Source organism: Arthrobacter sp. 10T419 (assembly GCF_056394105.1).
Genome location: NZ_JBFTHF010000003.1, coordinates 399,211 through 413,641, shown reverse-complemented (window position 1 = coordinate 413,641; position 14,431 = coordinate 399,211). Strand labels below are relative to the sequence as shown.

General features: G+C 62.6%; 11 protein-coding genes. 3 read left to right on the top strand and 8 right to left on the bottom strand.

Annotation, left to right across the window (positions count from 1 at the left end; translation table 11 throughout):
* Window positions 1-4,014: 4,014 nt before the first annotated feature.
* From AC1DBD_RS08230 to rpmH, 8 genes are all read right to left on the bottom strand, one after another.
* Window positions 4,015-5,337 carry a ParB/RepB/Spo0J family partition protein gene (locus AC1DBD_RS08230; protein ID WP_476909580.1) on the bottom strand — a complete coding sequence of 441 codons (1,323 nt, stop codon included), beginning with the start codon at window positions 5,335-5,337 and terminating at the stop codon, window positions 4,015-4,017.
* A 67-nt stretch (window positions 5,338-5,404) separates the two neighbouring features.
* Entirely contained in the window at window positions 5,405-6,472 is a 1,068-nt protein-coding gene (locus AC1DBD_RS08225) for a ParA family protein (protein ID WP_441419139.1), read from the bottom strand.
* An 85-nt stretch (window positions 6,473-6,557) separates the two neighbouring features.
* On the bottom strand, window positions 6,558-7,208 hold the full coding sequence (gene rsmG / locus AC1DBD_RS08220) for a 16S rRNA (guanine(527)-N(7))-methyltransferase RsmG (RefSeq protein WP_441419138.1): 651 nt from the start codon (window positions 7,206-7,208) through the stop codon (window positions 6,558-6,560).
* A gap of 17 nt (window positions 7,209-7,225) precedes the next feature.
* Window positions 7,226-7,837 (bottom strand): Jag family protein, encoded by a 612-nt coding sequence (locus AC1DBD_RS08215; protein ID WP_476909581.1) that lies wholly within the window; start codon window positions 7,835-7,837, stop codon window positions 7,226-7,228.
* Window positions 7,837-8,811, bottom strand: a complete 975-nt coding sequence (yidC, locus tag AC1DBD_RS08210; protein WP_441419136.1) for a membrane protein insertase YidC — start codon at window positions 8,809-8,811, stop codon at window positions 7,837-7,839. Before yidC ends, AC1DBD_RS08215 begins: the two co-directional genes overlap by 1 nt.
* A 16-nt stretch (window positions 8,812-8,827) precedes the next feature.
* On the bottom strand, window positions 8,828-9,235 hold the full coding sequence (yidD, locus tag AC1DBD_RS08205) for a membrane protein insertion efficiency factor YidD (protein WP_476981803.1): 408 nt from the start codon (window positions 9,233-9,235) through the stop codon (window positions 8,828-8,830).
* The gene (rnpA, locus tag AC1DBD_RS08200; RefSeq protein ID WP_476909583.1) at window positions 9,228-9,638 is read right to left on the bottom strand and encodes a ribonuclease P protein component; all 411 of its coding nucleotides are present in this window, start codon (window positions 9,636-9,638) and stop codon (window positions 9,228-9,230) included. The genes yidD and rnpA overlap by 8 nt, the downstream gene beginning before the upstream one ends.
* Window positions 9,639-9,679: 41 nt before the next feature.
* On the bottom strand, window positions 9,680-9,817 hold the full coding sequence (gene rpmH, locus AC1DBD_RS08195) for a 50S ribosomal protein L34 (protein ID WP_003800212.1): 138 nt from the start codon (window positions 9,815-9,817) through the stop codon (window positions 9,680-9,682).
* A gap of 466 nt (window positions 9,818-10,283) precedes the next feature.
* On the opposite strand from rpmH, the gene dnaA reads away from it, so the two are divergent.
* From dnaA to gnd, 3 genes are all read left to right on the top strand, one after another.
* Entirely contained in the window at window positions 10,284-11,705 is a 1,422-nt protein-coding gene (gene dnaA / locus AC1DBD_RS08190; protein ID WP_441419134.1) for a chromosomal replication initiator protein DnaA, read from the top strand.
* Window positions 11,706-12,294: 589 nt separating this feature from the next.
* The gene (dnaN, locus tag AC1DBD_RS08185; RefSeq protein WP_175323034.1) at window positions 12,295-13,419 is read left to right on the top strand and encodes a DNA polymerase III subunit beta; all 1,125 of its coding nucleotides are present in this window, start codon (window positions 12,295-12,297) and stop codon (window positions 13,417-13,419) included.
* A 126-nt stretch (window positions 13,420-13,545) separates the two neighbouring features.
* Window positions 13,546-14,430 carry a phosphogluconate dehydrogenase (NAD(+)-dependent, decarboxylating) gene (gnd, locus tag AC1DBD_RS08180; RefSeq protein ID WP_476981802.1) on the top strand — a complete coding sequence of 295 codons (885 nt, stop codon included), beginning with the start codon at window positions 13,546-13,548 and terminating at the stop codon, window positions 14,428-14,430.
* The last annotated feature ends 1 nt before the right edge of the window (window position 14,431 follow it).

Below are 14,431 nucleotides of genomic sequence, written 5' to 3'. Positions count from 1 at the left end.
CTATCAATACCCCGCTATGGGGCCCTCGGGCGCGTGGTGGCACCGTACGCTCACCCGCAATGCAGCTCTTAGCCAGCCGCCGTCTCGCGGTCCCGTTCCATGAGATGCCGCTAAACGCCAGCGAAACAAGAAACACGCAGCGTAGGGACCCGTCTACGCAGCAAACTGGCCATCGACCTTCCTTCCCTCCGCGCTGCGGAAGTACCTCAGCGCCCATCACAGGCATCCCACCGCTTCCCAACCCTCAGCCCATCCGACGATGTTTCACGTGAAACGCCCGCTCGCCCGCCCCTCTACGACCGCCTAGGAACCCCTTAGCAGTTCTTTTCCGCCCATTAGGTCTCCGCCAGGGCAGTGACAAGTAGCCGCTATGGGTCCGCCAGCAAACGCATTCCACGACACACAGCCTCTACGATGAATCGCCGAAAAGACTTTCCGGCTACCGGTCAGCTTCGGGGTGGTAGCGCTCAAGCGACCGCCCTACGTTCGACACCTCCTAAGCTCCTTGGATAGGCGGATGAATATCTTGCCGGGAAGGCACCTGCCCTCGGCGCCAGGGGACTACGGGCAGTTCGGTCCCATTCCTGCGCAGCACCATCCGCACCCTGGCAGGCGCTACGTTCACCGCAAGGCTATCGATGGGGATATGACGCTGGCCTGCCACTCGGGCAGCAAACTCTGGGGAAGGCCCGCTGACAGGACGGACATGATCGGAAGGCGGGGGGCGCAATGATTTCCGGCGACACTCCGGAGAGCGGGCCGTGGTGGCTGCGGAAGGCATTTTTGGCGCTTGGCTACCTGCGTTCGCAAGCACCGTGAGGGATCCGCGGTCTGACTCAAACCAATCGACCGGCCGTTATAGTCCGACGATCTATACCAAATCTCGCAGCCAGAATCTGGACTCAACGAAGAAGACTATGGCCACTACCGGGAGCCAGGCCCGAAAGCTCACCAGGACAAGTGCAGGCCCGGATCGCTCTCGTCAGCTGGGCGACTGCGGCCCTCCGGCACGGGCCCGGACGCCAGCCCGACGACGTGCATTGAATTGCTCCCGGAGGACTTCTGTACGGCGAAGCAACAGCGCAGGCATCGCCCAGTGCGCCCTCGCGTACGCGGCCGGCACGGGACTCACATGCTCCTCGGGAAGCAAGTACACGACGCCAGACACTGGGGAGGACGTCATCCTTGGGCGGAAGCCGTAGCAACCCCTCCGCCAAATGGCCAGCCCAGAGAGGTACGAGCGCAGGAACCGTGCTCGAGGGCTGGAGTGTCCGTGTGCAGTAGGACCCATGGCGAAGCGACCGTTCCTGCCGGGCGGGGTCCCACGATCTGTCATAGCCCCTACGGGACCGAGAGCGTCCCTACGATCGAATTGGGACAGCAGCTGCGGACGCTGTCCTACCTGGCTGGGCCTGCCCATGATCTTGAGATCCCGATCGCTGTAGTACTCACCGGGTGTTGAGTGAGAGGGAACGAGCGAGTTCACAGCTTCTTCCCCACAGAAGTTATGCACACAGTTATCCACAGAGCACTGAGACATTACGCACAGCGCTATCCACAGGGCCTTTGGCACCAGCCTCTGGGCTGTCAAGGCTCAAAAGTAGGCGTCGACAGGCACCCTGCTTTCAGCACGCCAGATCCGGAGACATCGGACGGCCTGCTTCACCACTCAGCATTGCGCTGGACGGCCGTAAATTTAACCAGACTATGTGGATTTTATAAGCATTTTCGGTCTTCATCCGTGGCGACCGCATGTGGAGCGCTGTGTTTCACGTGAAACAATATGGCCAAACACGGCGGGCCATCGACCGGCGCGTTATGTGGCCAAGACGCAGACCTGCCTCCAGGTCCCACTGTCCACTGACGCCGGGAACTAATCCACAAAGTTATCCACAGCGATATCCACCGCTCCAGTTACAGCCTGCGACGAGTGCCGGTGCACCGCCAGCAGTGGAATCTCCGACCGGAGAGCTATCAAGTAGAGCACTAGCCCTGCCGGCAACGGCATTGGGGAGAGTGGACCTACGATGGCTTCGCAGCCCGCATCGAGGAAAGCCGACCGACTCACAGCGGATATACCCGATCCAGGAATATGCCCGGCCGTGCCAGGAGGGTGTCTAAGAGATGCATTGCTCCCGCTCCGGCCGGATGCCACATTGACGCTCGACCCGGCGTCGCGGCTGGTCGACGGGACAGTCTACGGTGCGAGGGGGAGGACGGGGGAGTCAATAGCTACTGCCCCGCACACCGCGCAGCATCGTCCCACACATCCAGTCTGTGCCGTCACCACGGGTCGCCACTGCGCCTGGGAGGCTCAGCTGCTGCCTGAATCCGGGCATCTCCGCCTGCCGTACTGGACGATCCAGCGAAGTCAGCAGCCACCTGCCGTCTACCGGCGGAGTGGGGAGCTTTGTCATGGCCAGGAAGAGCACGCGGTAGGGCCGGTGAGGTCTCACGACACGCGCGACCCCATACCGCCGAAAAGCTTTTCCGGCGGCGGGGTTCGTTCGGCGCCACGCACGCACCTCCTACCACCGGGTCCTTGGGCCGGCGCAAATGCATCTCCCAAGGCCGGGTCCGTGGGTTGGCGCATGTCTAATGCGGCCAGCCAAGAGGTCGCAGCCCAGGCGCTTGGGCGCCACCTCGACGGATTGAGCCATGCTCACCGACATTCGACGAACACTAACGCATACCCAGGTTCCGGTACGGGAGGGGGAGTGCAGACGCGATTGAGCACGGTACCCGGCCCCAATGCGGCATCGGGGCCCTTTCTCGGCTGAGCTCGGGCCGCGCTAAGTCCAAACCGCCCTCAACGTGGTGCCACTCAGACTTGCGGGGATAGCTTCCGTTGGCGTGATTCCATCAACCGACACAATGTCGTCGGCGAACCTGATCCAGCCCTCGTTATTGGGAGTCCGCACCCTCGGAATGTTTCACGTGAAACACCCGAAGATAATGGAGCGACGGCGGCCAACGTCCGATCCCCTCCGCGGCGCTCCTACCGTGCTGTGACTGCCGGCGAGAACGACCGCGGCTCACTACTACTGCGGTTAGGAGGCTGCGCCAGCCGCCCAACGTGGACCGAGCAACGCAACGGAGATGCCCAAGTTGGGCTGCTAGGGGAACAACAGCAAGACAATCAAACAGGCAAGCCGCTGCGGTTGAGCCCCCATCATGGCATCCATCGGGAGGCCAAAACAAGCTCGTAGGGACGGCAGGACGCCGATCCGGCCATGTGATCGGCTCGTAGCTACCACACCGGGGCCGTTGGTGCGACTTGGGCGTATCCAACTATTGCCACCCGCCCACACAGGACTTGCTAGCGTTGCGACATACTGCCGAAAGTGCCACCAAAGCGGTACTTTTGGTGGTCCGCCTTGCCCCGTTCGTCCCACACTGCGGGACTGCGCGCATCGCGGCTACATTGCCCGTCTCGTCCCACGTGGTTTCACGTGAAACATTCTGTATGGGCCCGCGAAAATACGTAAACCCTCCACCTGCCAGCTGAGGTCATTGCGGCACGTTGCTGTGCATGCAAGGGGACAGCCTCCTGGCCGGCGCGCTCGACAACCGGGCCCGATGAACGACCGAAGGCGCTATAGGGACCATCACTCGCGCCCCGCAAGCGCTTTAGGTACGTTGCTCCGCTCTGCAATGCATCCTGCGTTCTGCAGCACCTTGGCCCGTACTTGAGACCATCCCAGAGCACAGACCACCCCGGAGCACCCTCTAGGGCAATGGAGACGTCCCAGCTGCCGCCGAGCACACGCGGGGCTCCACAAGCGGAACCGACGGGCCCTGCGGGGCCACGGGAGGGCCGAGAGGGGTCCGCGGGCCGGCCCCGCCAGCGTCGGCAGGTATCTGTGGGTGGACGATCCGTACCTCGAACACCGAGTGCGCACAAAACGAACGGTTGCCCCGAAAGGAGTCTCGAGCAACTGAATGCCGGCAAACACACAAAAAAGGGCCTGTTTCACGTGAAACAGGCCCCATCTTGAGCAAATGTGCTGAGAGTTAGCTCGGTGCCCCAGGGGTGAGAACGTCCATGATCCGGTTCAGATCCTCGACGCTAGCGAATTCGATGCTGACGCGGCCCTTACGGGCCCCCAGGGAAATCTTCACATTGGTGTCCAGGCGGTCGGACAACGAAGACGCCAGGTAATCGAGTCGTTCGTGGCGTGCCCCCGGACGGGGGATGTTGTTCTTCGTCGGCGCAGCGGGGCTCTGGTACAGCGTCACAGCCTCTTCCGTGGCGCGGACCGACATACCCTCTGCCACGATCTTCTGGGCAAGCCGTTCCATCGCAGCGGCGTCAGGAAGAGCAAGGAGGGCACGAGCGTGGCCGGCCGAAATCACGCCGGCGCCTACACGACGCTGAACAAGCGGCGGGAGTTTCAGCAGGCGGAGGGTGTTCGAGACCTGGGGCCGGGAGCGGCCGATCCGATCAGCAAGCTGCTCATGGGTGGTTCCAAAGTCCTCCAGCAGCTGCTGGTACGCCGCAGCCTCTTCCAGGGGATTCAGCTGGCTGCGGTGGAGGTTCTCGAGCAGGGCGTCACGAAGCAGGTCATCATCAGTGGTGTCGCGGACAATCGCCGGGATGGTGTCGAGTCCGGCGGCCTGTACGGCACGCCAGCGGCGCTCACCCATGACGAGCTCGTAGGGTTCGCCACCTTCTTCGGTTGATGTACGCACCACAATTGGCTGGAGCACGCCGATTTCACGAACCGAGTGCACCAGCTCCGCCATATCGTCCTCATCGAAGACGGAGCGCGGCTGTTTGCGGTTGGGGTGGATGTCCGAAACAGGGATTTCCGCGAAACGGACGCCAGGAACTTCAATCAGATCAACGCCGTTGTCATCGGCAACCGCGTCCGCCGCGGGCATCGGCCGGGAGTCGGTCTTACCCGCAGTCGGGGAGTCGTTCCGGGCTGCGGAGTCCTTGGGCGCTGCGGCCTTCTTCGCAGCCGCGCCGCCGGTCTGGGCCGGGCCAGGCTGGTTCTTTGTCGCAGGCTTCGTCGCAGTCTTCGTCCCGGAGCGAACCGGCTCAGGCTTTCCAGCCGGCGCAGCGGTTTTGTCCGTGCCGGCAGTTTCGTCCGGGGCAGCCGTAGCCGCGGCAGCGGTCGCAGAAGAAGACGCCGTCGTCTTGTCTGCAGCGGCTTCCGTCGCTTCCGGGGTCTCTTCCGTCAGCATTGCGTCGGGGGTCCGCTTCCTGGCCTCAGGAAAAAACAGATCCACCGGCCGGGACGGGGCAGAACCGCTTCCGGAGGCGTTAGCCGAGGCGGAACTTGGAATCAGTGCGCCAAGTCCACGGCCAAGGCCGCGTCGCTTATCGCTCATGGATAAATCCCTCCAGTGGAAGAGCCCGGCTTTACCCGGCTCTGGCTAGTGCAATGTTGAGAAGATTCTAACGTTCAGCAATTTCCGCTGCGGCTTCCAAATAGGAAAGAGCGCCGCTGGAGGAAGGATCATAGGTCATCACGGTCTGCTGATAGCTCGGCGCCTCGGAAATTCGCACCGACCGAGGAACCACAGCCCCGAGCACCTGCTCCGGGAAGTGTTCACGGACTTCCGCCGCCACCTGGGCCGCGAGGTTGGTACGCCCGTCGTACATCGTCAGCAGGATGGTGGAGACCACCAGATCGGCATTGAGGTGCTTCTGGATCATTTCAATGTTCTTGAGCAGCTGGCTCAGTCCCTCAAGGGCGTAGTACTCGCACTGGATCGGGATGAGGACCTCACCGGCCGCGCAGAAGGCGTTGACTGTCAGAAGTCCCAGGCTCGGCGGGCAATCAATAAAGATGTAGTCGAGGCGTTCCTCGCCGTTCTTGGCGCGTTCCTTGGCGTAGACATCGATGGCCCGCCGGAGGCGCTGCTCACGGGCAACCAGGCTGACGAGCTCGATCTCAGCGCCGGCAAGGTGGATGGTGGCCGGCGCGCAAATTAGTTTGTCGATGTCCGGGCACGGTGCCACGACGTCCTGCAGCGGCACATCGTTGATGAGGACGTCATAGATGCTGTCGACGTCGGCGTGGTGTTCTATACCCAAGGCGGTAGAGGCGTTACCCTGCGGATCGATGTCGATCACCAGCACATTCAGGCCAGCGGCAGCCAAGGCAGCCGCGATGTTGACCGTGGTGGTTGTCTTACCCACCCCGCCCTTCTGATTGGACACGGTGAAGATGCGGGTCTTCTCCGGCTTCGGCAGTTCACGGCCCAGCAGTCGTTCCCGACGCTTGTTCTCATGCGCAAGCTCGCGGGCAATCGGGCTGGAATCGTCGATCGAGTCCAAGACGTTGCCGACGGACGCGACGGAGGTTTCACGTGAAACGCCGGCGGCGACAGTGACGTCCGCAACCGATTTAGCTTGTTTGGACGAGATATTGTGAGCGACCGCGGGCGCGGAAAAGGCCCGTGCTGACCCCAGGGACACAAACGGGGGGATCCGTTGTGTGGAGGCTTCGCTACTGCTCACTTGACACTCTCGCTCTCATTCGGCTTTTGCTGCCGGTTACTAGCCTAACCTCTTCCTAAACAAGACCGAGGGCACCGGGCGGGTGCTACGCAATCTTTCGAGGCTTGTTCACAACGATTCGGACTACGGTCGTGGGTTCCTCGAGGAGGTCTTCGCCGACGATCACAACAGAGGTCTCCACCCCGCCGAGTTTCCGGATGACCTTGGCGGCCTTCTCGATCTCTTCGCCGGCGCTACGCCCCTTGATGGCGACGACCTCGCCCTTGCCTCCGAGCAGCGGAATGGTGAGTCCGGCGAGGTTGGAGAGGGCAGAAACAGCCCGGGCAGTGACGACGTCGGCGCTCACGTGGCCCACGGCCAGTTCCGCACGGGTCCGCATCACGGTGACGTTTTCGAGCCCCAGGTCATCGACGACTTCCTGCAGCCAGATCACCCGCCGCTCCAGCGGTTCGATCAGCGTTAGTTCCAGGTCCGGCCGCGCAATGGCCAGGCAAAGACCCGGGAGCCCGGCCCCGCTGCCGACGTCGGCAACGTGGCTTCCCTGGGCAATCTCGCGTTCAATAACGGCACAGTTAAGCACGTGCCTGCTCCACAACCTGGGCACTTCGCGGGGCCCGATCAGCCCGCGTTCGGTGCCGGACGTGGCCAGGTGCTCAACGTAGCGTTTTGCCAGTTCAAGCCGGTCGCCAAAAATAGACTCTGCGGCCTTCAGTTCGGCCGCGGTAATTTCCACCATCAAGCTACTCCGCGGATTCAGTCTGCGGAGACAACGATGTGCCGGTCAGCGCCTTCGCCTTCGGATTCGCTGACGAATCCGAGATCGGCAACGGCGTCGTGAACAATCTTGCGCTCGTACGCGCTCATCGGTGCCAGCGCGACGGACTTGCCAGTTTCCTTGACCGAAGCGATGGCGTCTTCGGCGATCTGCTGCAGGTCACCGGCGCGGTCGGCACGGTAGCCGTTGATGTCCAGCACGAGGCGGGAGCGGTTCTCCGTGGCGGAGAGCACCGCAAGGCGGGTGAGTTCCTGAAGGGCTTCGAGCACCTCGCCGTCGGCGCCAACGAGGCTCTCCAGTCCCGAGGAGTCTTCCTCGGCAACGATGGAGATATAGGTGCGGCCGTTTCGGACCTCAATATCGATGTCGCCGTCGATGTCGGCGATGTCCAGGAGCTCCTCGAGGTAGTCCGCGGCGACGTCGCCCTCTTCCTCCAGGCGGCTTGCCGAGGTGCCCTTTCCGGAACCGGCAGCGGCGTCCTGAGACTCGTCCCCGGCTTCCTGGGGGCTGTCTACCTGCACGTCGTCCTGGAAAGTGTCCTGATCGGGGGCTTCGGCGGAAATAGCGTGTTCGGTGCTCTCGGCAGACATTACTTCCTCTTCCTGTTCTTGCGCTGGGGCTGGATGCGCTGGCTCTTCGCGGCGACGGCGGCCGCCGCGGCGGCCGCTTCAGCCTCGGCGTCGGCCTTCTTGGCACCCATCAGGGGCAGGGACGGCAGTCCCTTGGCGGCACGGCGCTCGGCCAGGGCCTTCGCGGCGGGCGAGCCCGGCGTCGGCATCCGGCGGATCACGAAGAACTGCTGGCCCATGGTCCAAAGGTTCGTGGTGGTCCAGTAGATCAGGACACCGATGGGGAAGTTGATGCCGCCGACGCCGAAGACGAGCGGCAGGACGTACAGCATCATCTTCTGCTGCTTCATGAACGGGCTCGCCATGGCCTCTTCGGACATGTTCTTCGCCATGATCTGCTTCTGGGTGATGAACTGCGAGGCTGTCATCGCCAGGATCATCACGATCGAGAGGATCCAGACCGCCATCTGGTTGCCGCCACCGCCGTGCAGCAGGGATGCCGAAAGCGGAGCGCCGAAAATGCTGGATTCGTCGAACTGCACCACCTGGTCGTGGCTCAGCGCGCCGATGCCCTTGCCGGTGGTCTTGGCGTTGCTGATGCCCGACAGCACCTGGAAAAGAGCAAAGAAGAACGGCATCTGGATCAGCATGGGCAGGCAGGCCGAGAACGGGTTGGTGCCGTGCTTCTTGTACATGGCCATCTGTTCTTGCGCCATGGCCTGGCGGGACAGCTGGTCGGTCTTGCCCTTGTACTTGTCCTGGAGCTTCTTCAGGTCAGGCTGCAGGAGCTGCATGCCGCGCTGGGCCTTGATCTGCTTGACGAACACCGGAATCAGGGCGGCGCGGATAACCAGCACCAGCCCGATGATGGACAGCGTCCAGGTCCAGCCGTTGGCGGCCGGGAGGCCGATGGCGCTCAGTCCGTCGTGGAAGCCCACCATGATGATGGAAACCAGCCACTTGAACGGAAACATGATTGTTTCAAAGAAGTCCATACGATATCCCTATTCGTCAGGCCGCCGAGCGGCCTTCTCCATCAGACTGAGCAGCCAGGTATTTGTCCGGGTTGTTCAGCACAACAATTCTGGGGGTGTGGCCATCGGGCCACTCCCGATGCCCGGCGGGGACATGGTCCACACCGCCGGAATTCCATGGGTGGCAGCGCGCGAGGCGCCGGGCGGCGAGCCAGCTGCCTTTGACGGCGCCGTGCACCGTGATTGCCTCAAGCGCATACGCCGAACAGCTTGGGAAGAAACGGCAAACCTGCCCGTACAGCGGGGAGATTACCTTGCGGTAGCCCATCAGCAGCACGATCAGGATGTTGCGGGGCAGATTCCAGAGCGCCCGGCCAAGCCAGGCTGCTGCGGAGGTGAGGCGAGATCCAGGTGCAGGGACGACGGCGGCAGTCGAGTTACGCACGCGGGGTCCCTTCCTGTGTTATCTCGTAAGAAACTGTAGAAGCGGCCTGTGGAAGGCGGCTGCCCAAGCGTTTCATGGTCGTCTCCAAAGCGGCGTCATAGTCGCTGCACAGATCATCCCAGCCGGCGGCCGCAGAGGCGGGCAGTGCCCGGACCACGATAGCGAACCCGCTGGGATATTTCTGCAGCGACAAGGCGCCGGCTTCTCTTAGTCTCCTCTTAACGAGGTTCCTGACAACAGCGTTCCCAACACTCTTGGAAACGATGAAACCGATCCGGCTTGGTTCATCGGCAGCGAGAGCTGCCGTATATAACACTAAGTTCCGGCGTCCATTGCGGACGCCGGAACGTACAGTTGTTGAAAAATCGGTAGGGGTCCTCAGACGGTTCCGGGTGGCTAGCACCGTTCAACTCGCATAGGGATGGTGACCGACGAGTCAGTTATTTAGGCCGACAGCTCGGTGCGGCCCTTGCCACGACGGGCTGCCAGGATGGCACGGCCGGCACGGGTACGCATACGAAGGCGGAAGCCGTGCTTCTTGGCTCGACGGCGGTTATTCGGCTGAAAAGTCCGCTTGCTCACGTTAGTTACTCCAGTGGATCAAAGGTGCGCCCACCCGATCAAAAAAGGGGAAGAACTGGCCGACGCTAAGTTTTGTATGTGCCGCTACCCTCGACTCGCAAGACGCAGGCGTCGGGGAGAGATTCAATGAGGCGAAAAGCGGACACAAAGGACTTCACAACGTTAGGGGAAAAGCGCCCCCAGAGTCAAACCGGGAGGTGTTCGGCCGCCTGTCCCCAGCTGTGGTTAACCCGGCCGCCAGCCTGTGGATGAAGTGGCTCACGTCCCCGCATTTGGAACCACACCCGTGTAATTATCCACAGGGCTGATCCCAGCTATCTTCTAGTCTTTTCATCCCCTAGAGTGTCCCAGTAGCCGATTATCCACGGACTGTGCACAACCCTGTGGATTAAGCCGGGGCCAGCAGTCTGGTTCGGGCCTCGTGGCTGCAGGTAACGCAGGCAAGCAAGGTTTGAGGAACTGATTGATGACGGTAGACGAAGCCAACCAAGCAAACACCGTCGGAAGTTCCTGGCGGCGGGTTGTCAGCCTTCTTGAGAACGACCACCGGGTCACTCCCCGGCAGCGTGGCTTCGTGATCCTCGCCCAGGCCCAGGGGCTGATCGGCTCAACCTTGCTGGTGGCCGTACCCAACGAACTCACCCGCGAGGTGCTCCAGACCCAGGTCAAGGAAGCCCTCGACGACGCCCTGCGGGATGTCTTTTCCGACGAAATCCGCTGCGCGATCGACGTCGACACCGATCTGGTGCCACTGCATGTCGAGCCCGAACCAACGGCCGAACTGTCCCTGGTCGCCGACCCCATGGTGGAACTGAAGCCGCAGCCGATGCTGCCGAGCACTTCCCACGAATTCGGTCGGCTCAATCCGAAGTACGTCTTCGACACCTTCGTGATCGGTTCCTCCAACCGCTTTGCCCACGCGGCCGCCGTCGCCGTCGCCGAAGCGCCTGCCAAGGCGTACAACCCGCTGTTCATCTACGGGGACTCAGGGCTGGGCAAAACCCACCTGCTGCACGCGATCGGCCACTACGCCCGCCGGCTCTACAGCGGCATCCGGGTCCGCTATGTGAACTCCGAGGAATTCACGAACGACTTCATCAACTCCATCCGCGACGATGAAGGCACCAGCTTCAAGACCACCTACCGCAACGTGGACGTCCTGCTGATCGATGACATCCAGTTCCTGGCCGGCAAGGACCGGACGCTGGAGGAGTTCTTCCACACTTTCAACGCCCTGCACAACAACAACAAGCAGGTCGTCATCACCTCCGACCAGCCGCCCAAGCTGCTCGCCGGCTTCGAAGACCGCATGAAGTCCCGCTTCGAGTGGGGCCTGCTGACCGACATCCAGCCGCCGGAACTGGAAACTCGCATCGCTATCCTGCGCAAGAAGGCGCTGAGCGAAGGCCTGTCCGCCCCGGACGACGCACTGGAGTACATCGCTTCGAAGATCTCCAGCAACATCCGCGAACTTGAGGGTGCGCTGATCCGGGTCACGGCGTTCGCGAGCCTGAACCGGCAGCCGGTGGATGTGGCCCTGGCCGAAATGGTGCTCAAGGACCTGATCACCGACGACGGCGCCCAGGAGATCACCTCTGCGCAGATCCTCACCCAGACGGCCGACTACTTCAAGCTCAGCATGGAAGAACTCTGCAGCAAGTCCCGCACGCGGACCCTGGTCACCGCGCGGCAGATCGCGATGTACCTGTGCCGGGAGCTCACCGACATGTCCCTGCCCAAGATCGGCCAGGAGCTCGGCGGCCGCGACCACACCACGGTCATCCACGCGGACCGGAAGATCCGCGAACTGATGGCGGAGCGCCGCGTGATCTACAACCAGGTGACTGAACTGACCAACCGGATCAAGCAGCAGCAGCGCAATTCCTGAGTATCGGCGCCGCGCACTCTTACCTTATTAACAGGGGCCTGTGGACAACCCTGTGGATACTTAAGGGGACAACCGCGGTTAATGGGCTTAAAACCCTTAAGGCGCCTGTGGATCGGCGCAACGCCCGAAAATGTTGTCCCCATCCACACCCTGTTTAAAACCTGCTCCACCCACAGTCCATGAACAGGGCTTAACCCCGGAAACGCACGGCCAGGCCGAGTTATCCACAGTTTCCACAGCAGTTATTAACACTACTAATCCCAAGAAAATGAAATTCCCTCAAACAACAGTTTCCTTCCGACCCCCCACCGGCCACCACAGGCCCTCCGGAAGCCTGGCCCGGGAGCCCGCTCCGGAACCACACTGGTGTAACCCGGGGATGGGAGAACTAGGATCTTGGGGCTAAGCTGTCTGCAGTGCGTCCGTCCCGGACACTCTCTTGTCATTCGCAACCCGGAAACGGACAGCGGCGGAGAAAGACCTGGAGTGCATGCACTTACCTTTTTGGCGGATCCGGCAGCGCGCCGGGGTCGCCATGGCACTGTGAGTTTTAGCTTTTGTCAGCAGCAATGAAAGGCGGCACCCTTCCGTGAAGTTCAGAGTCGAACGGGACGTCCTGGCCGAAGCCGTGACCTGGACCGCCCGGTCGTTGTCTCCGCGGCCGCCTGTTCCCGTGCTTTCCGGTTTGCTCCTCAAGGCAGAAGCCGGCACTGTCAGCCTCTCCAGCTTTGACTACGAGACCTCGGCACGCCTGGAAATCCCCGCTGACATCACCACCGAGGGCACGATCCTGGTCTCCGGCCGCCTGCTCGCGGACATTTGCCGCAGCCTGCCCTCCGCCCCGGTCGAAATCGAAACCGACGGCAACAAAGTCACCCTGACCTGCCGCCGGAGCAGCTTCCACCTGGCCACGATGCCGGAGGCGGAATACCCGCCGCTGCCCGCGCTGCCCCCGATCAGTGGCACCGTGCCAGGCGATTCGTTCGCGCAGGCCGTTTCCCAGGTGATTATCGCGGCCAGCAAGGACGACACGCTGCCCATTCTCACCGGCGTCCGGATGGAGATCGAGGACGACCTCATCACGCTGCTCGCCACCGACCGCTACCGCCTCGCCATGCGCGAAGTGCCCTGGAAGCCCGCAACTCCGGGCATCTCCACCAGCGCCCTGGTGAAGGCCAAGACCCTCAACGAAGTTGCCAAGACACTCGGCGGCAGCGGCGATATCAACCTCGCCCTCGCCGATGACGACAGCCGGCTGATCGGTTTCGAGAGCGGCGGCCGCACCACGACGTCGCTCCTGGTCGATGGCGACTACCCGAAAATCCGGTCGCTGTTCCCGGATTCCACCCCGATCCACGCCACCGTGCAGACCCAGGAACTGGTCGAAGCCGTCCGCCGCGTCTCGCTTGTGGCCGAACGCAACACCCCGGTCCGGCTTGCCTTCACCCAGGGACAGCTGCACCTTGACGCCGGAACCGGTGAAGACGCGCAGGCCTCAGAAGAGCTCGAAGCCCAGCTGACCGGCGAAGACATCACCGTGGCCTTCAACCCCCACTACCTCATCGAGGGCCTGAGCGTCATCGAGACCAAGTTTGTGCGGTTCTCCTTCACCACGGCGCCAAAGCCGGCGATGATCACCGCCCAGCAGGACGCCGACGGCGAGGACCAGGACGACTACCGCTACCTGGTCATGCCGGTCCGTCTGCCCAACTAGCCCCCACCGCCACCCTCGCCTCGCAAGCTCGGCCAGGGAACCCTGGCGGCGTGGGCCCAGGCAGTTGTTGTCGTTCTGGGCCCCAAATCGACAACCGACACCCAATGCAGAAAGAGAACCCGCACTATGCACATTGGACTGATCGGCCTTGGAAAAATGGGTTTCAACATGCGCGAACGCCTGCGCAAGGGTGGAATCCAGGTCACCGGTTTCGACCGCAATCCGGATGTCACCGACGTGGCCACCGTTGACGAGCTGATTGCCGCACTGCCGGCGCCGCGTCTGATCTGGGTCATGGTTCCCGCCGGCGAGATCACCGACGCCGTCATCAGCGAACTCGGCAACAAGCTCGACGCCGGTGACCTGGTGATCGACGGAGGCAACTCCCGCTTCACCGAGGACCAGAAGCACGCGGCTGCGCTGGCCGAAAAGGGCGTCCGTTTTGCGGACTGCGGGGTGTCCGGCGGGGTCTGGGGCCTGCAGAACGGCTACGGACTGATGGCCGGCGGTGATCCTGCCGACATCGAACGGGCACTCCCGGTCTTTGACGCACTCCGCCCGGAAGGCGACCGCTCGGACAGCTTCGTGCACGTGGGCGGCGTCGGCGCCGGACACTACGCCAAGATGGTGCACAACGGCATCGAGTACGGCCTGATGCAGGCCTATGCGGAAGGCTACGAACTCCTTGCGGCGAAGGACATCGTGACCGACCTGCCCGGCACCTTCCGGGCCTGGCAGAAGGGCACCGTTGTCCGCTCCTGGCTGCTGGACCTCATGGTCAAAGCCCTGGACGAGGATCCCGGACTGGAATCCATTGACGACTACGTCGAGGACTCGGGCGAGGGACGGTGGACGGTGGAGGAAGCCATTGCCAACGCGGTGCCGGCCCCGGCCATCACGGCGGCGCTGTTCGCACGCTTCTCCTCCCGCGAAGACAGCTCGCCTGCCATGAAGATGGTGTCCGCCCTGCGCCACCAGTTCGGCGGCCACGCCACCCGGCCGGCCAAGTAGT

What these genes read in the sequence shown, in the direction of transcription:
- AC1DBD_RS08230 (WP_476909580.1), bottom strand. Translation starts at nt 5,337, where the DNA reads ATGAGCGATAAGCGACGCGGCCTTGGCCGTGGACTTGGCGCACTGATT.
- rsmG (WP_441419138.1), bottom strand. Translation starts at nt 7,208, where the DNA reads ATGGTGGAAATTACCGCGGCCGAACTGAAGGCCGCAGAGTCTATTTTT.
- AC1DBD_RS08215 (WP_476909581.1), bottom strand. Translation starts at nt 7,837, where the DNA reads ATGTCTGCCGAGAGCACCGAACACGCTATTTCCGCCGAAGCCCCCGAT.
- yidC (WP_441419136.1), bottom strand. Translation starts at nt 8,811, where the DNA reads ATGGACTTCTTTGAAACAATCATGTTTCCGTTCAAGTGGCTGGTTTCC.
- dnaA (WP_441419134.1), top strand. Translation starts at nt 10,284, where the DNA reads ATGACGGTAGACGAAGCCAACCAAGCAAACACCGTCGGAAGTTCCTGG.
- gnd (WP_476981802.1), top strand. Translation starts at nt 13,546, where the DNA reads ATGCACATTGGACTGATCGGCCTTGGAAAAATGGGTTTCAACATGCGC.